At 62.1% G+C, this 22,812-nt stretch carries 11 protein-coding genes; 6 read left to right on the top strand and 5 right to left on the bottom strand.

What is annotated here, in order from left to right; translation table 11 throughout:
- Positions 1-400 precede the first annotated feature (400 nt).
- The 6 genes from BXE_RS22710 to acnA all read left to right on the top strand — a co-directional run bounded on the left by BXE_RS22710 (position 401) and on the right by acnA (position 8,845).
- Complete coding sequence (locus BXE_RS22710; RefSeq protein WP_007178772.1) at positions 401-1,384, top strand: malate dehydrogenase; 984 nt, start codon at positions 401-403, stop codon at positions 1,382-1,384.
- 249 nt (positions 1,385-1,633) lie between these two features.
- Positions 1,634-2,650: an HpcH/HpaI aldolase/citrate lyase family protein gene (locus BXE_RS22705; RefSeq protein ID WP_011490480.1), complete on the top strand. Its 1,017-nt coding sequence runs from the start codon at positions 1,634-1,636 to the stop codon at positions 2,648-2,650.
- A 160-nt stretch (positions 2,651-2,810) separates the two neighbouring features.
- Positions 2,811-3,998, top strand: coding sequence for a bifunctional 2-methylcitrate synthase/citrate synthase (gene prpC, locus BXE_RS22700; protein WP_011490479.1), 1,188 nt, complete (start codon positions 2,811-2,813; stop codon positions 3,996-3,998).
- Positions 3,999-4,098: 100 nt separating this feature from the next.
- Positions 4,099-4,605 (top strand): hypothetical protein, encoded by a 507-nt coding sequence (locus tag BXE_RS22695; RefSeq protein WP_011490478.1) that lies wholly within the window; start codon positions 4,099-4,101, stop codon positions 4,603-4,605.
- A gap of 25 nt (positions 4,606-4,630) precedes the next feature.
- On the top strand, positions 4,631-6,082 hold the full coding sequence (locus BXE_RS22690) for a bifunctional 2-methylcitrate dehydratase/aconitate hydratase (protein WP_011490477.1): 1,452 nt from the start codon (positions 4,631-4,633) through the stop codon (positions 6,080-6,082).
- Between the two features lie 45 nt (positions 6,083-6,127).
- Entirely contained in the window at positions 6,128-8,845 is a 2,718-nt protein-coding gene (gene acnA, locus BXE_RS22685; RefSeq protein WP_011490476.1) for an aconitate hydratase AcnA, read from the top strand.
- Between the two features lie 105 nt (positions 8,846-8,950).
- Here acnA and BXE_RS22680 read toward each other — a convergent pair whose 3' ends face one another.
- The 5 genes from BXE_RS22680 to BXE_RS22660 all read right to left on the bottom strand — a co-directional run bounded on the left by BXE_RS22680 (position 8,951) and on the right by BXE_RS22660 (position 22,702).
- A complete protein-coding gene (locus BXE_RS22680) occupies positions 8,951-9,958 on the bottom strand; it encodes a hypothetical protein (protein ID WP_011490475.1) in 1,008 nt (335 codons plus the stop codon).
- The gene (locus tag BXE_RS22675) at positions 9,955-10,974 is read right to left on the bottom strand and encodes an Hpt domain-containing protein (RefSeq protein WP_011490474.1); all 1,020 of its coding nucleotides are present in this window, start codon (positions 10,972-10,974) and stop codon (positions 9,955-9,957) included. The genes BXE_RS22680 and BXE_RS22675 overlap by 4 nt, the downstream gene beginning before the upstream one ends.
- A gap of 12 nt (positions 10,975-10,986) precedes the next feature.
- Complete coding sequence (locus tag BXE_RS22670; protein ID WP_011490473.1) at positions 10,987-11,598, bottom strand: response regulator transcription factor; 612 nt, start codon at positions 11,596-11,598, stop codon at positions 10,987-10,989.
- Positions 11,599-11,950: 352 nt separating this feature from the next.
- On the bottom strand, positions 11,951-13,069 hold the full coding sequence (locus tag BXE_RS22665; RefSeq protein WP_011490472.1) for an OmpA family protein: 1,119 nt from the start codon (positions 13,067-13,069) through the stop codon (positions 11,951-11,953).
- 96 nt (positions 13,070-13,165) lie between these two features.
- On the bottom strand, positions 13,166-22,702 hold the full coding sequence (locus tag BXE_RS22660; protein WP_167540885.1) for a YadA-like family protein: 9,537 nt from the start codon (positions 22,700-22,702) through the stop codon (positions 13,166-13,168).
- Between the last annotated feature and the right edge of the window lie 110 nt (positions 22,703-22,812).

The raw sequence follows: 22,812 nt of genomic DNA, 5'->3' as shown, positions 1-22,812 counted from the left end.
CCTACACTCCTTGTCGAACAAGGGTTTGCGGGTTTTTTCGGAGGCTGTTCCATGCAGCGCCGCGACGCACCGGCAGCCACTCTGCACCATGCTGTTCCCACGCAGTTCAGGTTTCGATTTCGCCGCCATTCGTTGGCCAGACGCTTGCCGAAACGCGCTGTTTGCAGGAGCCCGCATCGTGCAGCGGCTACCTGGCGCTGTGCGCATGTGTCATCCCGCTCCCACACGGTTGTACAGGTTTCCGGCATGGCGGTCTTGCCGCAACGCGCCGCTCGGCCTCGGCAGATTACGAGGCAGTCCGCGAACAGTGATTTCCGCCGTGTTTCATAACGCTTCGCTGAACGCGCATATAGAATGGCGTTTTCCCTAGCGTCTAACGCATCGTCCTGGAGATTTCTCAATGGCTAAGCCCGCAAAGCGCGTTGCCGTCACCGGCGCCGCAGGTCAAATTGCTTACTCCCTGCTGTTCCGCATCGCCAATGGCGACCTGCTCGGCAAGGATCAGCCGGTTATCCTGCAACTGCTCGACCTGCCGCAAGCGCAAGGCGCCGTCAAAGGCGTCGTGATGGAACTGGATGATTGCGCATTCCCGCTGCTGTCGGGCGTCGTGATCACCGACGACCCCAAGGTTGCATTCAAGGACGCAGACGTCGCCCTGCTGGTCGGCGCCCGTCCGCGTTCGAAAGGCATGGAGCGTAAGGACCTGCTGTCGGCCAACGCCGAAATCTTCACGGTTCAGGGCAAAGCGCTGAACGAAGTCGCGAGCCGCGACGTGAAGGTGCTGGTGGTCGGCAACCCGGCCAACACGAACGCGTACATCGCCATGAAGTCGGCGCCGGATCTGCCCAAGAAAAACTTCACCGCCATGCTGCGTCTGGACCACAACCGCGCGCTGTCGCAACTGGCGGCCAAGTCGGGCAAGCCGGTCGCATCGATCGAGAAGCTGGCTGTGTGGGGCAACCACTCGCCGACCATGTACCCGGACTTCCGCGTTGCAACGGCAGAAGGCCAGGACCTGACCAAGCTGATCAACGACGAAGAATGGAACCGCAACACGTTCATCCCGACCGTCGGCAAGCGCGGCGCGGCGATCATCGAAGCGCGTGGCCTGTCGTCGGCGGCGTCGGCGGCTAACGCGGCAATCGACCACGTGCGCGACTGGGTGCTCGGCACGAACGGCAAGTGGGTCACTATGGGTATCCCGTCGGACGGTTCGTACGGCATTCCGGAAGACATCATCTACGGTGTGCCGGTTACGTGCGAAAACGGCGAGTACAAGCGCGTCGAAGGTCTGGAAATCGACGCGTTCTCGCGCGAGAAGATGGACGGCACGCTGCAGGAACTGCTGGAAGAGCGCGACGGCGTTCAACACCTGCTCGGCTAAGCGCCTATGCAGACGAACCGGAACTCGTGAGAAAGCGGCAGCCCCCCAGGTTTTCCCCCTCGGGGGCCTGGCGCGAAGCGGCAGGTCTGGGGGGCGCCCCTGGCGTCTGCACAGCGAGTTCCGGTTTTTTTGTGCGAATGCGGTTGTTCGCATCTGATTCGAGCGCGTTTTGCGCGGTTGCCACGACGGTCCGGCAGAGCGCGCCCGAATCCGATTTCTCCAAACACTACCCACGCCCTGACGCCGAAGATGCGCGCCCTCACACCCGCCGAAGTGCTGTTTGACGGCGAAGTGCCGCCCGCTGTGCTGCCTGCCTGCGATCACTACGCCGGCAGCGAAAAGCTGATGCTGAAATCGCTCGCTTTGCAGCAGCAACTAGGCCCGGTGTTCGATATCACGCTCGATTGCGAAGACGGCGCGCAGGTTGGCCGCGAGGCGCAGCACGCGGAACTGGTCGCCTCGCTGCTGGGCAGCGAGCATGACCGCTTTGGCCGCGTCGGCGTGCGGATTCACGACTTCGATCACGCACACTGGCGCGACGACGTCCGTCTCATTCTGCGTGCCGCGAAGCGAGCACCCGCTTACATCACGCTGCCGAAGATCCGCCACGTGCATGATGCCGCCGAAATGGTCGCGTTCATCGAGGCGACGCGTCGCGAGCTCGGCATCGCGCAACCGGTGCCGGTGCAATTGCTGGTCGAGACGCACGGCGCGCTGACGCGCGTGTTCGATCTGGCCGCGCTGCCCGGCGTGGAAGCGCTGAGCTTCGGCCTGATGGACTTCGTCTCCGCGCACGACGGCGCGATTCCCGATACCGCCATGCGCTCGCCCGGCCAGTTCGATCATCCGCTGGTGCGGCGCGCCAAACTGGAAATTTCCGCCGCCTGCCATGCGTACGGCAAAGTGCCGTCGCACAACGTCAGCACGGAAGTGCGCGACATGAGCGTAGTGGCGAACGACGCCGCGCGCGCCCGCAACGAGTTCGGCTATACGCGCATGTGGAGCATCCACCCGGCGCAAATCGAGGCGATCGTGGCCGCGTTCGCGCCGCGCGATGAAGAGATCACCACGGCCACCGAAATCCTGCTGGCCGCGCAGTCCGCCCAATGGGGTCCCACGCGCTATCACGACACGCTGCATGACCGCGCGAGTTATCGCTATTACTGGTCTGTGCTACGCCGCGCGCAAGCCACTGGCCGCGCTGTTCCGCAAGACGCGGCGCCGCTTTTCACGAAAGTGGGCACTAACGTGCAAGCCGCATCATGAACATGGGCGTGCATCCGGCAATCGGCACGGCGGCGCTGAACGGCGGATCTGTACACCGTCCTGCAATCGAAGCACTGAATCATCTGACGCTGCGGACCCGCCACATCGAACGTGTAGGTCAACCAGAAGCAATGAGCAGGCACAAAGGAGATTGCGGGAGATGAGCGAGACAACGCAAACCGCCGGCACACCCGGCGGCAACGAACCCAAAAGCGGCTTCAAACCGAAAAAATCCGTCGCCCTGTCGGGCGTGACGGCGGGCAACACGGCCCTCTGTACGGTCGGCAAGACCGGCAACGACCTGCACTATCGCGGCTACGACATTCTCGATATCGCCAGCGCCTGCGAATTCGAAGAAATCGCGTACCTGCTGGTCCACGAAAAGCTGCCGACGCAAGCCGAACTCACCGCGTACAAAACGAAGCTCAAGGCGCTGCGCGGCCTGCCCGCGAACGTCAAGGCCGCGCTCGAATGGATCCCGGCCGCCGCGCATCCAATGGACGTGATGCGCACCGGCGTATCGGTGCTCGGCACCGTGCTGCCGGAGAAAGACGATCACAACCTGCCGGGCGCGCGCGACATCGCCGACAGGCTGATGGCCTCGCTCGGTTCGATGCTGCTGTACTGGTACCACTACTCGCACAACGGCAAGCGCATCGAGGTGGAAACCGACGACGATTCGATCGGCGGCCACTTCCTGCATCTGCTGCATGGCGTGGAGCCGTCCAACGCATGGGTCGACGCGATGCACGTGTCGCTGAACCTGTACGCCGAGCATGAATTCAACGCATCGACCTTCACGGGCCGCGTGATCGCGGGCACGGGCTCGGACATCTACTCGGCCCTTACCGGCGCGATCGGCGCGCTGCGCGGACCGAAGCACGGCGGCGCGAATGAAGTCGCGTTCGAGATCCAGTCACGCTACCAGACGCCGGACGAAGCCGAAGCGGATATCCGCCGCCGCGTCGAGAACAAGGAAGTGGTGATCGGTTTCGGCCACCCCGTGTACACGATTTCGGACCCGCGCAACAAGGTCATCAAGGAAGTCGCGAAGAAGCTCTCGAAGGAAGCGGGCAACACCAGGCTGTTCAGCATTGCCGAGCGGCTGGAGTCGGTGATGTGGGACGCGAAGAAGATGTTCCCGAATCTGGACTGGTTCAGCGCGGTCTCGTATCACATGATGGGCGTGCCCACGGCCATGTTCACGCCGCTCTTCGTGATCGCGCGTACGGCGGGCTGGAGCGCGCACATCATCGAGCAGCGTATCGACAACAAGATCATCCGTCCGAGCGCGAATTACACCGGACCCGAGAATTTGAAGTACCTGCCGCTAAATAGGAGAAAATAGCGGTCGCTGTGCGCTTTCAAAGCGCGTGCAGTTCAACCACGCGGTCGCCGGGACCGGTCGCCCGCGGAATGTTCTGAAACTAGATAGAAAGGTTTTCTCCATGAAAAAGCTGATGATCGCCGCCGTGATTGGCGCCCTGTCCACGACGATGCTGTCCGTCGCGACTGACGCCGTCGCACAAACGGCGACCACCACGAAGCCGGCTACCAAGGCTGTGCCGAAAAAGCCGCAGCCGAAGCGCCTGATCAAGCGCAAACCGAACCCAGCCAAGGAAGCGAAGGTCGATCCGGTGCCGGAAGGCGCGGAAAAGTGGTCGTGCAACGAAGGCCTGGCGTTCGAACTGAAGGGCGACATGAAGCGTGACCAGATCGTCACGGTTCACTGGGCTAACAAAAATTACAATCTGCCGCGCGAAGCGACCACCACGGGTGCAGACCGCTTCCACGACGCCGCAACCGGTATGGATCTCGTCGTGATTCCGACCAAGGCCATGTTGTTCTCGGACAAGGACAGCTCGCGTCTGGCCGACGAGTGCAAGACGGCAGCCATGATCGAAGGTGCACCGGCTCCGACGCAATCGAACGCGATCAACAAGACCAGCAACTAATCGTCCTTATCAGGAAAACGCCCCGATGTCCGCTCCGATTTCCAACGTGCGACCCGACCCGGACCAGGTCCTGGTCGATATCGTCGATTACGTACTGGACTATCCGGTCGACAGCACGCTCGCGCTGGAAACCGCGCGTCACTGCCTGATCGATACACTCGGCTGCGGACTCGAGGCGCTCACCTACCCGGCCTGCACCAAGCTGATGGGACCGATCGTGCCCGGCACGATCGTCCCCAACGGCGCGAAGGTGCCCGGTACGTCGTTCCAGCTGGACCCGGTTCAGGCCGCCTTCAACATCGGCGCCATGATCCGCTGGCTCGACTTCAACGACACATGGCTGGCCGCCGAATGGGGCCACCCGTCGGACAATCTCGGCGGCATTCTCGCGACGGCCGACTGGCTCTCGCGCAGCGCCATCGCAGCCGGCAAACCGCCGCTGGCGATGAAAGACGTGTTGATCGCCATGATCAAGGCGCACGAAATTCAAGGCTGTATCGCGCTCGAAAACTCCTTCAACAAGGTCGGGCTCGATCATGTGCTGCTGGTGAAACTGGCGTCGACCGCGGTGGTCGGCCAGTTGCTCGGTCTCACGCGCGACGAGCTGATCAATGCGGTCTCGCAGGCGTTTGTCGATGGGCATGCGCTGCGCACCTACCGCCACGCACCGAATACCGGCTCGCGCAAGTCGTGGGCCGCGGGCGACGCAACCTCGCGCGCGGTGCGCCTCGCGCTGATCGCGAAGACCGGCGAGATGGGCTATCCGTCGGTGCTGACCGCGAAAACATGGGGCTTTTACGACGTGCTCTTCAAGGGCAACGCATTCAGGTTCCAGCGCCCGTACGGTTCGTACGTGATGGAGAACGTGCTGTTCAAGATTTCGTTCCCGGCGGAATTCCACGCGCAAACGGCGGCGGAAGCCGCGATGAACCTGCACGCGCAACTCAACGCAGCCGGCAAGCGTGTGGAGGACATTCGCAAGATCACGATCCGCACGCACGAGGCCGCGATTCGCATCATCGATAAAAAAGGCCCGCTGAACAATCCGGCCGACCGCGATCATTGCATTCAGTACATGATTGCCGTGCCGCTGATCCACGGCCGCCTGACGGCCGCGGACTATGAAGATTCGACCGCACAGGACGCGCGCATCGACGTGCTGCGCGCAAAGATGGAATGTGTCGAAGACCCGCAGTTCACGAAGGATTACCACGATCCCGAGAAGCGTTCGATCGCCAATGCACTGACGATCGAATTCAACGACGGTTCGACATTCGACGAAGTCGTAGTCGAATACCCGATCGGTCACAAACGTCGTCGCGAAGACGGAATTCCGTTGCTGGTCGAGAAGTTCAGGACCAACCTCGCGCGCCGCTTTCCGGTCAAGCAACAGCTGGCGATTCTCGACGTGTCGCTGGATCAGGCGAGGCTCGAAGCCATGCCGGTCAATGAATACGTCGATCTGTACGTCATCTAGTCAAGTCAAGTACCGTAGTTCCGCGATCAAACCAAGGAAAACACCATGGCCCACAACCTCCACAAAACGCTCAAGGAATTCGACAGCGGTTCCGGCAAAGGCAAGTTCTACTCCCTGCCGCAACTCGGCCGCGCACTGGACATCAAGATCGACCGCCTGCCGGTTTCGATCCGGATCGTGCTGGAATCGGTGCTGCGCAACTACGACGGCAAGAAGATCGCCGAAGAACACATCGAGCAACTCGCCAACTGGAAGCCGACGGCTTCGCGCGTCGACGAAATCCCGTTCGTCGTGTCGCGCGTCGTGCTGCAAGACTTTACCGGCGTGCCGCTGCTCGCCGACATCGCCGCAATGCGCGGTGTCGCGAAACACATGGGTAAGGATCCGAAGTCGATCGAACCGCTGGTCCCGGTCGATCTGGTGGTCGATCACTCGGTGCAGATCGATCACTTCCGCGAAAAGAACGCGCTCGACCTGAACATGAAACTGGAATTCCAGCGCAACAACGAGCGCTACCAGTTCATGAAGTGGGGCATGCAGGCATTCGACACGTTCAAGGTCGTGCCGCCGGGCGTCGGTATCGTTCACCAGGTGAACCTGGAATATCTCGCACGCGGCGTGCACAAGAAGGCTGAAGGCGCGGACACGGTGTACTACCCGGATTCGCTCGTCGGCACCGACAGCCACACCACCATGATCAACGGTATCGGCGTGGTGGGCTGGGGCGTGGGCGGTATCGAGGCGGAAGCCGGCATGCTCGGCCAGCCGGTGTACTTCCTGACGCCGGACGTGGTCGGCGTAAACCTGAAGGGCAAGCTGCGCGAAGGCGTGACGGCAACCGACCTGGTGCTGACCATCACCGAACTGCTGCGTAAGGAAAAGGTCGTCGGCAAGTTCGTCGAGTTCTTCGGCGAAGGCACGCGCTCGCTGTCGCTGCCGGACCGCGCAACGATCGGCAACATGGCGCCGGAATACGGCGCGACCATGGGCTTCTTCCCGGTCGACGAAAAGACGATCGACTACTTCAAGGGCACGGGCCGCACGGACGCAGAAATCTCGGCGTTCCAGAATTACTTCAAGGCACAGAACCTGTTCGGCATTCCGAAGGAAGGCGATATCGACTACACCAAGGTGGTCACGCTGGATCTCGGCTCGGTGGCACCCTCGCTGGCTGGCCCGAAGCGCCCGCAGGACCGTATCGAAATCGGCAATGTGAAGGCAACGTTCAGCGACCTGTTCTCCAAGCCGGTTGCGGAAAACGGCTTTGCCAAGAAGGCGGAAGATCTCGAAGCGCAATACACGACGAGCAACGGCGTCGACGTGAAGAACGGCGACGTGCTGATCGCCGCGATCACGTCGTGCACGAACACGTCGAATCCGAGCGTGCTGCTGGCCGCCGGTCTGCTGGCGAAGAAGGCGGTGGAAGCCGGCCTGACGGTCGCTCCGCACATCAAGACGTCGCTGGCGCCGGGATCGCGCATCGTCACGGAATACCTGACGAAGACCGACTTGATGAAGTACCTCGACAAGCTCGGTTTCACGCTGGCCGCTTACGGTTGCACGACTTGTATCGGTAACGCGGGCGATCTAACGCCGGAACTGAACGAAGCAATCACGAAGAACGACATCGTCGCGGCAGCGGTTCTGTCGGGCAACCGTAACTTCGAAGCGCGTATTCACCCGAACATCCGCGCCAACTTCCTGGCCTCGCCGCCGCTGGTCGTCGCTTACGCGATCGCCGGCAACATCACGCGCGATTTGATGACCGAACCGGTCGGCAAGGGCAAGGGCGGCAAGGACATCTACCTGGGCGACATCTGGCCGACCAGCGAAGAAGTCAATGACCTGCTCAAGTTCGCGCTGGATCCGGAAGCGTTCCGCAAGAACTACTCGGCGCTGACCAAGAAGGGCGACCTGTGGAGCAAGATCGAAGGCGAAGAAGGTCAAGTCTACGACTGGCCGAAGTCGACCTACATCGCAGAGCCGCCGTTCTTCGGCAAAGACTTCTCGATGACGCCGGCCGACAGCATCGCCGCCGTGACGAATGCGCGCGCACTGGGCATCTTCGGTGATTCGGTCACGACCGACCACATCAGCCCGGCTGGCTCGATCAAGGAAGACTCGCCGGCAGGCAAGTGGCTGAAGGAAAACGGCGTGCAGAAGGCCGACTTCAACAGCTACGGCTCGCGCCGCGGCAACCACGACGTGATGATGCGCGGCACGTTCGCGAACGTCCGGATCAAGAACCTGATGATCCCGACGAAGGCAGACGGCTCGCGCGTGGAAGGCGGCCTGACGATTCATCAGCCGAGCGGCGAACAACTGTCGATCTATGACGCGGCGATGAAGTACATCGAGGCCGGCACGCCGACCATCGTGTTCGCGGGCGAAGAGTACGGCACGGGCTCGTCGCGCGACTGGGCAGCGAAGGGTACGCAACTGCTGGGCGTGAAGGCCGTGGTCGCACGCAGCTTCGAGCGGATCCACCGCTCGAACCTGGTCGGCATGGGCGTTCTGCCGCTGCAGTTCAAGGGCTCGGATAGCGTGCAATCGCTCGGCATCACCGGCGAAGAAACGTACGACATCGAAGGCCTCGGCGCAGACTTCAAGCCGCAACAGGAAGTAACGCTGGTGATTCGCGGCAAGGACGGCAAGGAGAAGCGCGTGCAGGTGCTGCTGCGCATCGACACGCCGATCGAAGTCGATTACTACAAGCACGGCGGGATTCTGCCGTTCGTGCTGCGTTCGCTGCTGGCTGCTTAAGGCTGGCGACAACGCAAACAGCATGGCTGTTTTGCAGGGGCTGCGTCCTGTGGAGGACGCAGCCGACTTTGAAGCCCGACCCATGGTCGGGCTTTTTTTTGGCTGCTACTTCGTGCTGCGGGCTGTTTCGAACGCGTCAGGGTTGTCGGTGATCCTGCGCTGGGTCATGCGGGCGGTCCAGTCGGTGTCACCCGGCGCGGGCATGCCGGCGCGCGTCGTCATTGCCGCGCGCCGTTGCTGCGCGGCCCAGTCGAACAGTGCCGCGCGCCCGGCTGTTTCGTTCGCGGACGAGGAGCGTGCGGTCCATTCGGCCGACTTCGACGCGGAAGGCTGCGTGGCCGGGTTGGTCATGCGGCTCGATGCGAGACGCCCGTCGACGTGCGGTTTGCTCAAGCGCGCGATTGAAGGCTCATGATTGGCCTTTGCGGGCCGGCTCGGCGCAGTCTGATCCGCGGACACTCGCGCGGACGGACGCGGCACGAGGTGTTCGGCACGTTGTGGCTCAGGCGTAGGGACGTTGCCAAACACCGCCCCCGGCGTCGCGTTAGCCGACGCAGGCGCTTCGGAAACCGCCGCCTTCGGTGCTGAATGGGCTGCCGATGGTTCGCTCTGCGCAATCGTGCCTGCAAATTCAGCTGGCGGACGAACCGCCGCCGACCTTGCGATCGCCGTGGCTGCCTTGTCGGCGTTGTGCGTCGTGCAGGTGGCCAGCAACCAGGCCAGCGCAATGCCGCAGCCCGCGAAAATCGCAGCTCCGAGGACATGATCCGAACGGGTCGAACGGGGGCGCACGCGGCCCGTCTCCAGGTAGTACCGGGCTTCGGCCAATTGCTCGTCGAAGCGACGCGAATGGTCGCGTTGTTGCGGTAGCTTGTAGAACAGAAGGAACTTCACGCCCGGTGGAAACGGCCCACGGCGTGCCCCTGGCTCCCGGCGTTGTACTGCATGCTGAATTGCCTGTTGCGCCGCGGTGCGTGACCTGGCTTGCGGTTCCGGTTGCGCTGCGGTTTGCACAGGCCGGCGCCGTGAGCCGAAGGGCGGCGGCAACGCATCGAACGGCCGCGCGATCGGAAGCGCCAGGTCGCCCTCGATCAAGGCCAACGGTCGGTTCATTGCGAAGGGCTCCGGTATGCGCGCGACGTTGTTTCAAGTTGCGTGACGAGGGTTTTCGCTCGCACCAGCAGTGCTTCGACTGAGGCCGCGCTGTGTTCCTCTGGCGGCGTACTCGCGCGCCGCAACGCCTCCATCAAACTGCTCGCGCCGACGAGACCTACCGCTCCACTCAACCGGTGCAGCACATCATGCAGATGATCGAATCGACCTTCACGAAGCAAGCCGCTGAGTTGCTCGAGGTCTTCGTTCATGGCGTCGCGCCAGTTGTTGAGAAACACCTGGAGATCGACCCCTTCTTCAGTCAATGCGTCCAGATAACGACTGTCAAAAGGCTCAAAGGAGTCGCTCGCGGAAATTTCACGTGGCTGCGCGGCGGCACTGGAAAACGCGGATGCCTGTACGTTGCCGCGAGCCGTTTCCGCGGATGGCGCCCACTGTTCGACGCCGAACGGCGCGTCAAAGATTGCTCTCGGGCCTTCGCCGGTTCCGCTCGAAACGGAGAGCTTGCCACCCATACGCTGGGCCAGTATCCGGCAGAGCGGCAAACACGCGTTGGCGTCGCCGAGCCATCTGGCCATCTGTGGATCTTCAATGGCTGGGCCAGGATGTGGCGGCAATGCGTTGGGCGCGAACTTTACGGCCGTATCGACTACGCTGACATAAATTCGCTGCGAGCCCAAATTCACGGGCTGCGCCCGCACCGCAAGCGAAATCTCTCCGTGCGTGGTGAGTTGGATTGTTCGGTTGAGCAAATGGAAAACGAGTTGGCCTAACCGGGCAGCGTCGGTCCGAATCGTTTCGGCCACCGATTGATCGACACATGCGCGCAAACGCAAATCGCGACGATGTGCAAGCGGGGTAAGCAGTGCAACAACACCGTGGATGACTTCACGCAGGTTCGTCACAGTCTCGTCGAGAACGAAAGCGCGAGATTCCAGTGGTGAGTCGTCCAGCAGATCACCGAGCGTTTGGTTCCATGTACACGAAGAAGAACGAGACAGGCTCACAGGGTTCATAGCCCGCAAAACCTAGTCGATCAAACGGTGCGAAGTCGCAAACTCGATCAGCCCTGCTAACGACGAAAGACCGAGTTTTTCCTGGATCCGGCTTTTATACGTGCTGACGGTTTTGTCGCTCAGGGACAGGCGACCCGCAATGTCCCGATTGCTCACACCACGCGCCAGATATTGCAGCACCTCCACCTCTCGCGCCGACAAGGCGCTCAATCCGCTCGCTGCGGCCACGGCGTCGGCGCTATCTGCCGGGAAGCAGTCGTAGCCGAACAGAACCGTTTTTAGCGCAGTGACCAGTTCACTGATTTCGCGACCTTTGCCGACATAACCATTGGCTCCGGCGCTGCGCGTATAACCGGCCATGATATGTTCCGGCTTGGCGGAAAGAACAAGAATGCATATTTTTGTATCTTTCTCCCGAATTCGGCGGATCAACGATAGTCCGTCGAGTCGCGGCAAGTCGAGGTCAATGATGACCAGATCCGGATTCTCCGTGAGTACCATTGCCAGACCTTCTTCGCCGTCGCCACATGTCCCGATCAGATCAAGTTCCGGGTCTGCGCGCAATACGCTGGCTATCGTCCCTCTAATAATAGGATGGTCATCAATAATCACGATTCTCTTCATTATCCGCTCTATTTTCTGATACTAATTAACGGGCGCGAAATCGAATCGACACAGCCCAACAAAAACAAATCAAATGTTAGCAATATTGCTGAAACATTTCTTCGAAACGACACAGCGATATTTCTGCAATATCCGGAAGATTTTCTTTTGCGGATCACTGAAGTTCACTGCGCACAAGCCACCACTACAATTTGCGCCGACGTTCGCGTGTCCGAACCTCGCTCACGGCAAACGGAATGCGATAAAACGCCACAATAGAGAGCGCGAACATAGTTCGCGCTCGTGCTTCCCATCGTGAACACTATCGCCAATAAGAATGGCCGGCCCGTGAGAACCGGGCCATTCTTTGGTCTCAATGTTCCTGCTGACCTTGCAGTTCGGGTTGATCCTGCGTCCGCTGGTTCTGCGGCAGTGCCGAGGTCCGCGCCCCTGCGCGCACAAAGTCCAGTTCGACACGACGGTTCGGCGCGAGACAGGCGATCAGCGCCTCGCGGTTGTGGTCGTTACACTGCACCACCGGATCTTCCTTGCCGCGACCGCGTGCCGAGATCGGCGCGGTAACACCGCCGCTCAGCAGGTAACGCTTTACAGTCTCCGCGCGCTTGGCCGACAGTTGACGGTTGTAGCTGTCGCTGCCGAGTCGGTCCGTATAGCCATCAATGCGGATGCTCGTCACGTCGTCAGCCTGCTTGAGGTTGCGGACCAGTTCATCGAGCTTGGCTTTACCGGCTGGCAGCATGCCGGCGAGGTCGCCCCGATCGAACCTGAAAGTCGCGTCGGCTTGCAGCGTCATTTTTTGCGGGACCGCCGGGACCGTCGCGGCGACTGGCGGCGGCGTGCAAGCCTCCAGGGCGGCTGCGACGCCAGGCATGCCTTTTTCGACACCATCCACCAGACGCTTGCTCTCATCAAAGTCACGCGTCCACGCCTCATGGCCGGCGTGAATCAACTCGACTTCAGAACATGCTGTCAGACGCTGCGCTTCCTGGCATTGCGGAAACAGCGGCGACGTCTTTACCGCCAGAACCTGCTTCCACAAATCCGGCCGGAGTACCGAAGCGGTCCGCAATTCCGGATTGTCCGCGGAAAGACCCTGGCCGCTTTCCAGCGCGGTGGTCAGGCGATTAGCCTGGCTCAATGCTTCTTCGACAAACCCCCAGCCGTCGTGACTGGAGCGTTCCTCGGCGGCAGCGTTGAGCCAACATTGCGCCTTGTCGCCGAAATAGTTGTTCTTGCGCTCACCCAGTGCATTCAGACGGGTCTGCACGGCGCTCAACATCGCGCCGTTTTTGGCGCCGCCATACGTGGCGATCCACTGCGGCGTGACGGCTCCCGCGGCCTGGCTCTGCGTCGCGCTGAACCCATTCTGCAAAACGGTGGGATCCTGAATCTGCAGCTGGTCGCGCGTCGTGGACGACGAACATCCTGCGAGCATCGCGACAAGCGCGATGGCAATTAACGAATACTTCATGTCGGTTTCTCATGGAAAGAGGGTCGCACGGAAACTTCCCGTGCGACCCAGACGGCTAACGTTTCGAGCCTCTAATCAAAGCCTTGCGGCCATTGCCTAGTTGCCGAGGACGATACCGATACCAGCGCGAACGATGGTGCTATTACCGCCCGAGGTGGACACGCCCAGGTTGTAGTTGATCGTGCCTTTCTCATTCCAGCGTGACACGCCCAGACCAACGGACTGGTAGCCGCGATAGTTGGCGACACCCGCGTTCAACGTGGTACGACCCGGTAGATACGGCGTAACGATATTCAGCGCCGATGCCGAAGCGATACCCTTGGCGGCGTTACGGTCAACGTTGTTGATCGAGTTGCTCATATTGCCCATGGCACTGTTCAACTGATTCAGGTTGACCGCGTCCGTGCCCTGCGTACCGGCTGCGACGTTGGTAATCTGACGCTCTGCACCGGCGGAGCCCACCGACACCGAGTTGTCGCGATCCGTCGTCGAGTTCGTACCCAGCGCGACCGCGTTGGCGTTCGGAGCCGAAGCGCCCGCACCCATCGCGACCGAGTTGTCGCCCGTCGTCACCGTGTTCTTGCCGATTGCAATCGACTCGCTACCGGATGCCGAAGCACCGTTACCGATCGCGATCGAGTCCGAACCGGAGGCCACTGCTGCCGTGCCGCCCGAAGCCGGGGTGTTGATGTTGACGTACGTCGTGCTGCCCGCGCCGCCGTTCGCCAGGTTGTTCACCTGACTTTCGAGGCTCGAGAACTGCGAGTAGTTGACCGCATCCGTCGCGGCCGAACCGGCCGCCACGTTGGTCAGCGTCACCGGCGTCGTGGAACCCACGCCGCCCAGCGTCACCTTGCCCCGCAACGAGTCGTCGTACGAAACGCCGTTCGTCGTGCCACCGCCGCCGTTCTGCGCGACATACGATTGCATCTGGCCGAAGTTGACCGCGTCGGTCAAATCCGTGCCGGCTGCCACGTTCTTCAACTGGGTCGGCGCGCCGCCCGCATTGAAGGTCACCGTTCCCCTGGTTGTGTTGTCGTAGGCGACGAACGAGTTGGTCACGTTACCCGACGTATCGACGTTCAAACCAGCGGCCTTCAATTGCGCAAGGTTCACTGCCTGATCGTCGCTCGTCGCGGCGGCGACGTTTGCAACCGTCACCGGCGTGGTGGCATTGACTCCGCCGAGCGTCAACTTGTTATGTGCCGACGTGTCGTACACAACGCCGTCCGTCGATCCCGTTGCGATCTTGGCGTTCAACGCGTCCATTGTCGTAGCGACACTGTTGTACGTCTTGCCATCCAGCGAGAAGGCAGCAGTGACGTTACCGTTCGATCCAACAGACGAAGTACCACCCAGCGCCGACGCCACGCTGTTTGCCGTACCGTACAGTTGCGAACCGTTAATGGCCTGCTTGCTGGTCGACGTAACCTGGCCTTCTGCAACGTTCGCGAGCGTGACCGGCATGGAAGACCCGACGCCACCCAACGTGACCTTACCCTTGGTCGAATCGTCGTACGCGACGAATGCGTTCGTCACCACACCGCTGCTGTTGACGTTCGCGCCCATTGCCTGCAACTGCGACAGGTTCACCGCGTCGGTACTGTTGGTTGCGTTCGCCACGTTGATGATCTGGCGTTCCGCACCCACCGCACCCACCGACACCGCGTTCGCACGGCCAGCCACCGAGTTCGCACCCAGCGCCACCGAGTTGGCCGCCGTCGCGTTGGCCGCGCCGCCGATCGCCACCGAGTCCGTACCGGTTGCCGACGAATCGGCCAGCGTCGAATTGGCGTGGAAATACTTGATGCCGCCGCCGTTGACGATGTTGTTGACCGTGTTGGTCACGTTGCCGGTGATGTTGGCAACGTTAGCAGCCAGGTTCGCGACGTTTGCGTTGGTCTGATACAACTGGCCACCGTTGATCGCGTCCGTGCTGTTGGCCGTCAAGCTGCCCGCCTTCACGTTCGTGATCGTCGTGCCGCTCGCACCCTTCAGCGTGATCGAACCCTTGGTCGTGTCGTCGTACGCCACGAAGCTGTTCGTCACCACGCCGCTGCTGTTGATGGTGCCGCCCATAGCCGTAAGCTGCGCCACGTTCACCGCGTCGTTGTTCGCCACGCCGTTGGCCACGTTCGACACCTTCACCGGCGTGCCTGCGCTGCCCAGCGTCACCGACATGTGCGCCGACGTGTCATAGACGACAGCGTTAGGCGAGCCGCCGCCGGCAACAGCATTGATTGCAGCATTCATCTGACCCAGGTTCACCGCGTCGGTATTCGCCGTACCGGCCGCGACGTTGATGATCTGGCTCTGCTGCTTGCTGCTACCCACCGAGACCGCGTTCGCGCGGTCAGCAACCGCGTTGTAGCCGATTGCGACGGCATTCGCTGCGCTCACCGACGAGTTCAGACCCAGCGCCATGCTGTTCGTGGCGGACGGGTTGAGGAACGCGCCGTAGCCGATCGCGATGGAGCCTGCGCTCGTGGCGCTCGCTTCCGTGCCGATTGCCAGCGAGTTGAGTGCCTGGGCTCGCGAGTTGTAGCCGATTGCCAGCGAGTTGGCCGAATTGACACCGACCGACGCGCTATAACCGATTGCCGTCGAATTCACCGAGCCTACGGCCGCTCCCGTGCCGACTGCCGTGGAAGCATCGCTGCCGGCGATGGAGCCGGCGCCTACAGCCAGCGCGCCGACGCCACTTGCCGCTGCCAGCGGGCCAATCGCCATTGCGTTCAGGTCGTTCGAAGCGGACGTGGACCCTCCGCCAGTCACGTTCTGGCTAACGGCAATGTAGTTCGTCACCGGTACCGCACCCAACAGCAGCGACTTCACACCGCTTTGCTGTGTGGTCTGCAGAAGCTTGGACTGGAGCGCGCTGAGCTGGGCTACCGTGGCCGCGTCGGTGTCGTTGATACCGTTAGCAACGTGCGTGATACGCATTTCCGCACCACGGGCACCGACCGACACCGTGTTAGGCGCATCCGTGGAAGCGTTCACGCCGATAGCTGTCGAATTGTCGTACTTCGAGGTCGCGCCTGCGCCGATCGCCAGCGAGCTGGAGCCGGTCGCCATTGCGTTGCCGCCAATTGCAATGGCTTCGCTACCGCTCGCCTGTGCTGCATTGCTCTGCGAAATAATCTTCACGTACTTCAGGTTAGTCGAGAAGTTCGTGTTGATATCGCCAAGCTGGGTATCGACGGCAGCCAGTGCATCGCCAACGTTGTTGTACGTGGAGCCGGTGATCTCATAGGCCGGTGCCGAGATCGTGCCGTCCTTGGCGAGCGCGGCGCCGCCGCCCAGTGCGCCAGCCATGCTGGCGGCCGTCTGGTACAGCTGCGAGCCATTGATGGCGTCGCTGCTCGTCGAGGTAACCGCGCCGGCGGCGAGGTTCGTCAGCAACACCGGCGCTGTCGAGCCGGCACCACCAAACGTCACCTTGCCCTTGCTGGTGTCGTCATACGCCACGAAGCTGTTCGTCACCACGCCGCTGCTGTTGACGTTCGCGCCCATTGCCTGCAGCTGCGACAGGTTCACCGCGTCGGTACTGTTCGTCGCATTCGCCACGTTGATGATCTGGCGCTCCGAGCCGGCCGCACCCACCGACACCGCGTTCGCACGGCCCGCCACCGAATTCGCACCCAGCGCCACCGAATTGGTTGCCGACGCGTTAGCCGCACCGCCGATCGCCACCGAGTTCGTACCGGTTGCCGACGAGTCGGCCAGCGTCGATTTCGCGTTGAAGTACTTGATACCGCCGCCGCTGGTGATGTTGTTCACCACGTTGGTCAGGTTCGTCAAGTTGCCGGCCACGTTCGCCACGTTCGCATTGGTCTGGTACAACTGACCGCCGTTCACCGCGTCGAGGCTCGCGGACGTCAGCGCCCCCGCCTTCACGTTGGTAATCGTCGTGCCGCCCGTACCCTTCAGCGAGATCTTGCCGAGCGTCGTGTCGTCATAGGCCACGAAGCTGTTCGTCACATTGCCGCTGGTGTCGACAGTCGCGCCCATCTGCTTGAGCTGGCCCATATTCACTGCATCTGCGCTCGCCACGCCGGCGGCCACATTGGTCAGCGAGACGGCCTTCGTCGAGCCCGAGCCGCCAAGGGTCACCTTACCCTTGCTGGTGTCGTCGTACGATACGAATGCGTTCGTCACCACACCGCTGCTGTTGACGTTCGCACCCATTGCCTGCAATTGCTGCAGGTTCACCGCGTCGGTACTGTTCGTTGCGTTCGCCACGTTGATGATCTGGCGCTCCGAACCGGCCGCGCCCACCGACACTGCGTTCGCACGGCCAGCCACCGAGTTCGCACCCAGCGCCACCGAGTTGGCCGCCGTCGCGCTCGCCGCGCCGCCGATCGCCACCGAGTTCGCACCCGTTGCCGACGAGTCGGCCAGCGTGGAATTGGCGTGGAAGTACTTGATGCCGCCGCCGTTGGTGATGTTGTTCACCACGTTGGTCACGTTCGCCACATTGCCCGCGACATTCGCCACATTGCCCGCGACGTTCGCCACGTTCGCGTTGGTCTGGTACAGCTGGCTGCCGTTCACCGCGTCGAGGCTCGTGGACGACAACGCGCCTGCCTTCACGTTCGTGATCGTCGTGCCGCCCGTGCCCTTCAGCGAGATCTTGCCAAGCGTCGTGTCGTCATACGCCACGAATGCGTTGGTCACGTTGCCGCTGCTGTCGATCGTGCCGCCCATTGCCTTGAGCTGGGCCATGTTCACTGCGTCTGCGTTCGCAACGCCGTTCGCCACGTTCGTCAGCGCCACTGCCTTCGTCGAACCCGCGCCGCCAAGGGTGACCTTGCCTTTGCTCGTGTCGTCATAGGCCACGAATGCGTTGGTCACATTGCCGCTGCTGTCGATCGTGCCGCCCATTGCCTTGAGCTGGGCCATGTTCACTGCGTCTGCGTTCGCAACGCCGTTCGCCACGTTCGTCAGCGCCACTGCCTTCGTCGAACCCGCGCCGCCAAGGGTGACCTTGCCCTTGCTCGTGTCGTCATAGGCCACGAATGCATTGGTCACATTGCCGCTACTGTCGATCGTGCCGCCCATTGCTTTGAGCTGGGCCATGTTCACTGCGTCTGCGTTCGCAACGCCGTTCGCCACGTTCGTCAGCGCCACTGCCTTCGTCGAACCCGCGCCGCCAAGGGTGACCTTGCCTTTGCTCGTGTCGTCATAGGCCACGAATGCATTGGTCACATTGCCGCTACTGTCGATCGTGCCGCCCATTGCCTTGAGCTGGGCCATGTTCACTGCGTCTGCGTTCGCAACGCCGTTCGCCACGTTCGTCAGCGTCACTGCCTTCGTGAAGCCCGAGCCGCCAAGGGTGACCTTGCCCTTGCTCGTGTCGTCGTACGCCACGAAGCTGTTCGTCACCACGCCGCTGCTGTTGACGTTCGCGCCCATTGCCTGCAACTGCTGCAGGTTCACCGCGTCGGTACCGTTCGTCGCGTTCGCCACGTTGATGATCTGGCGTTCCGAACCAACCGCGCCCACCGACACCGCGTTCGCACGGCCAGCCACCGAGTTCGCACCCAGCGCCACCGAGTTGGCCGCCGTCGCGCTCGCCGCGCCGCCGATCGCCACCGAGTTCGTACCGGTTGCCGATGAATCGGCCAGCGTGGAATTGGCGTGGAAGTACTTGATGCCGCCGCCGTTGGTGATGTTGTTCACCACGTTGGTCACGTTCGCCACATTGCCCGCGACGTTCGCCACGTTCGCGTTGGTCTGGTACAGCTGGCTGCCGTTCACCGCGTCCAGGCTCGCGGACGACAACGCCCCTGCCTTCACGTTCGTGATCGTCGTGCCGCCCGTGCCCTTCAGCGAAATCTTGCCTTGCGTCGTGTCGTCATAGGCCACGAAACTGTTCGTCACCACACCGCTGGTGCCGATCGTCGCGCCCATAGCCTGGAGCTGCGTCACGTTGACTGCGTCGTTGTTCGCCACGCCGTTAGCCACGTTCGAGAGCGTCACCGCGGTCGTCGCACCCGTGCCGCCGAGCGTCACCTTGGTCCGCGCCGACGTATCGTATTGCACGCCGTTGGCCGTGCCACCCGATACCGCCGCGTTGATAGCCGAGCCGACGTCGGTGTAGGTCTGGCCGCCAATCGCGAAACTCGGCTTCTTGATCGTGCCGTCAGGGTTCACGGCGGCGCCGCCACCGATGATCGAAGTCACGCCCGACAACTGGTTGACGTTCACCGCGTCAGTGCCGTTCGTGCCGGCTGCCACGTAGATAATCTGATTCTGCTGGCTCGAGCTGCCCACCGACACAGCGTTGGCCCGATCCGCGATCGAGTTGTAGCCGATCGCGACGCCATTCGCGGCGCTCACCGACGCATTCAGACCCAGTGCCATGCCGTTCGTGGCGGCCTGGTTGACAAAGGCGTTGTACCCAATCACGACCGAGCCGGCGCTCGTGGCGCTGGCAAATGAGCCGAGTGCCATTGAGTTGGTTGCTTGCGCACGCGAGTTGTAACCGATCGCCAGCGAATTGGCCGAATTGGCGCCGATTGTTGCGCTGTAGCCGATTGCGGTCGAGTTCACCGAGGCCACGCCCGCGCCCGTGCCGACTGCCGTGGAAGCGTTGCTGCCGGCAGCGGAGCCCGAGCCTACGGCCAGCGCGCCGATACCGGTTGCGGCCGCTACCGGACCGATAGCCATTGCGTTCAGGTCGCTCGAAGCGGATGTGCTGCCGCCGCCGGTCACGTTCGAGCTCACTGCGATATAGCTCGTCACCGGTACCGCAGCGCCCAGCAGCAAGGACTTCACGCCGCTGCTCTGCTGCGTGGTCTGCAGAAGTTTGGACTGGAGCGCACTGAGTTGGGCCACCGTGGCCGCGTCGGTGTCGTTGATACCGTTAGCGACGTGCGTGATGCGCATTTCCGCGCCGCGAGCACCGACCGACACCGTATTCGCTGCGTCCGTGATGGCGTTCACGCCGATCGCCGTCGAATTGTTGTACTTCGCGGTCGCGCCTGCGCCGATCGCCAGCGAGTTGGAGCCGGTCGCCATTGCGTTGCCGCCGATAGCAACGGATTCGCTACCGCTTGCCGATGCTGCAGCCGCCGATGAGACCACCTTGACGTATTTCGCCGCGCTGACCAGATCGCCGGCGGCCGTGTTGAGCGCGTTCAGCGCGTCACCCACATTGCCGTAAGTCGAGCCGCTGATGGTGTAACCCGGCGCCGAAACCGTGCCGTCCTTGTTGACCGTGGAGCCGGCGCCCAGCGCAGCGGCCACGCTGTTCGCCACGTTGTACAACTGACCGCCGTTCACCGCGTCGGAGCTGCCCGACACGATCTGGCCAGCCGCCACATTCGTCAGCGCAACCGGGGCCGAAGCCGCGACGCCGCCCAGCGTCAGGATATTGTGCGAGGACGAATCATAAACAACCGCGTCAGGCGAACCACCGCCGCTCATCGACGCATTGGCGATTGCCGTATTCATCTGCGCCACGTTCACCGCGTCGGTGTTTTGCGTGCCCGCCGCGACATTGATGATCTGGCGTTCAGCATTGAGCGCGCCCACCGAGACCGCGTTCGCACGGTTCGCCACGGAATTCGCACCCAGCGCTACCGAGTTGACTGCCGAAGCATTGGCTGCACCGCCGATCGCCACCGCATCCGCACCCGCTGCCGACGAATCGGCCAACGACGAATTCGCGTGGAAATATTTGATGCCGCCACCGTTTTCAATATTGTTGACGGTGTTGGTCACATACGTCACGTTACCCGCGACATTGGCGAGATTGCCGGCGACGTTCGCCACGTTCGCGTTGGTCTGATACAGCTGGCTGCCGTTCACCGCATCCACGCTCGACGCCGTCAGTGCACCTGCCTTCAGATTCGTGATCGTCGATCCGCTCGCCCCCTTCAGCGTGACCGAGCCCTTGGTCGAGTCGTCATAGGCAACGAAGCTGCCCGTCACCGCGCCGCTGCTGATGCTTGCAGCCACTGCCTGCAACTGCTGCAGGTTGACGGCGTCGGTCGCACCCGTACCGTTTGCCACATTGATGATCTGGCGTTCCGTACCGGCCGCACCGACCGACACCGCGTTCGCACGGTTCGCCACCGAGTTGGCACCCAGCGCCACCGAGTTGTCCGCCGACGCGATCGCCGCTCCGCCGATCGCCACCGCATTCGTGCCGATTGCCGACGAATCGGCCAGCGAGGAATTCGTGTGGAAGTACTTGGCGCCGCGGTTGTAGAGATTCACCACAATGTCACCGACATTGCTTGCCAGCGCGCTGACGTTCTGGTTCGTCGCGTACAGCTGCGCGCCGTTCACCGCGTCGGTGCTCGAGGCCGACGAAATGTCGCCAGGCGCCACGTTCGTGAGCTTGACCGCCGCCGTGTGGTCCGTGCCGCCGAGCGTGACCGTGTCGCGAGCCGAGGTGTCGTAGGTCACCACGAGCGGTGAGCCCGCAATGCCGTTGTTCACGATGTTGTTGACGATGTTCGTCACATTGGCAAGATTGCCCGATACGTTCGCAACGTTATTGGCGACGTTCGTCACATTCTGGTTCGTCTGGTACAGCTGCGAACCGTTCACTGCATCCGTACTCCAGATCGACGAGATATCGCCGGCCGTCAGGTTCGTGATTTTGGTGCCGCTCGCGCCCTTGAGCGTGATCAGGGTCGACGCAGAGGTGTCGTACGTCACGGCGTTGGGCGCGAGATCGCCGCTGCCGCCGCCGCTGACGCTCGCGATCGCCGCATTCAACTGGTTGACGTTGACCGCGTCCGTACCCGCGGCGCCCGCGGTCACGTTGACGATCTGTCTCGTGTACTGCGAAGTACCGTCCGCCGACAGGTAGCCGACCGAAACAGCGTCATTGCGGCTGGCAACCGAGCCGGCGCCCAGTGCGACCGAATTGGTACCGATAGCGGAAGTGTTTGCGCCGTACGCGCTGGAATTCTTGCCAATGGCGAGCGACGACGGCCCGGAAGCAACCGAGCTCGTTCCGATCGCGCGGGCGTCGGTCGACGGGTCGCTCGACGGCGAATTGGCCTTGAAATAGCGCGTGTACTGATACACCTGAGAGCCGTTCACCGCGTCCGTGCTCTTCGACGATACGTCGCCCGGCGCCAGTGAGCTGATCTTATTGCCGCTCATGTTGACATCGTTGACCATATAGATGCCTTTCTCGGCCGCGAGCTCGAGGTGGCCATCCTGATAGCCTGTTACGCGGGCAGTGATCTGGCCACTGTTGAAACCCCACGCACCGTCGGTAGAAGCCGCGTTATTCAGCGAGAACGACATGCCGTCGCCGCTAGTATCGCCGCCGCCCATAGGCGCGCAGCTCATGATACCGACGGCGCTCGACAACGGTCCCCACGACGACCCTATGCCTCCCACGCCTGCGGGGCATAGCTCAAGGCCGCCATTCCCCGTGACCGCCTGGGCAGCTGCCGTGCCCGGCAGCATCGCCACGCCTATTGCCATTGCAATCGGCATGAACGCAGCCTTGAACGGTGCTGCCTGACGGCTCGCGGAATCACTTGCGGACGAAATCGTGCAAGACGATACAGCGCCCGTACCGCTGTGCGTCCTGGCAGTTTCGGGCGCAGCCACCCACGTTCCTGAAGCGTCATTCCAGACGCTGATGTACGACTTATTCATAAATTCCCCAATATGACTAACGGGCCAGCCCCGCTTTTTCATGCGGTGCAAATCTAACCGTCAGCCCTATCCCTAAAAATCAGGGTATACGGATTTAATGGTTGATGGGG

Origin of the sequence: Paraburkholderia xenovorans LB400, assembly GCF_000013645.1 — a bacterium.
Taxonomy (GTDB): domain Bacteria; phylum Pseudomonadota; class Gammaproteobacteria; order Burkholderiales; family Burkholderiaceae; genus Paraburkholderia; species Paraburkholderia xenovorans.
Note: the sequence above shows the minus strand (reverse complement) of the source record. Positions and strands in the feature narration are given on the sequence as shown.

What these genes read in the sequence shown, in the direction of transcription:
- BXE_RS22680 (WP_011490475.1), bottom strand. Translation starts at nt 9,958, where the DNA reads ATGAACCGACCGTTGGCCTTGATCGAGGGCGACCTGGCGCTTCCGATC.
- BXE_RS22675 (WP_011490474.1), bottom strand. Translation starts at nt 10,974, where the DNA reads ATGAACCCTGTGAGCCTGTCTCGTTCTTCTTCGTGTACATGGAACCAA.
- BXE_RS22660 (WP_167540885.1), bottom strand. Translation starts at nt 22,702, where the DNA reads ATGAATAAGTCGTACATCAGCGTCTGGAATGACGCTTCAGGAACGTGG.
- BXE_RS22670 (WP_011490473.1), bottom strand. Translation starts at nt 11,598, where the DNA reads ATGAAGAGAATCGTGATTATTGATGACCATCCTATTATTAGAGGGACG.
- BXE_RS22710 (WP_007178772.1), top strand. Translation starts at nt 401, where the DNA reads ATGGCTAAGCCCGCAAAGCGCGTTGCCGTCACCGGCGCCGCAGGTCAA.
- BXE_RS22695 (WP_011490478.1), top strand. Translation starts at nt 4,099, where the DNA reads ATGAAAAAGCTGATGATCGCCGCCGTGATTGGCGCCCTGTCCACGACG.
- BXE_RS22705 (WP_011490480.1), top strand. Translation starts at nt 1,634, where the DNA reads ATGCGCGCCCTCACACCCGCCGAAGTGCTGTTTGACGGCGAAGTGCCG.
- prpC (WP_011490479.1), top strand. Translation starts at nt 2,811, where the DNA reads ATGAGCGAGACAACGCAAACCGCCGGCACACCCGGCGGCAACGAACCC.
- acnA (WP_011490476.1), top strand. Translation starts at nt 6,128, where the DNA reads ATGGCCCACAACCTCCACAAAACGCTCAAGGAATTCGACAGCGGTTCC.
- BXE_RS22665 (WP_011490472.1), bottom strand. Translation starts at nt 13,069, where the DNA reads ATGAAGTATTCGTTAATTGCCATCGCGCTTGTCGCGATGCTCGCAGGA.
- BXE_RS22690 (WP_011490477.1), top strand. Translation starts at nt 4,631, where the DNA reads ATGTCCGCTCCGATTTCCAACGTGCGACCCGACCCGGACCAGGTCCTG.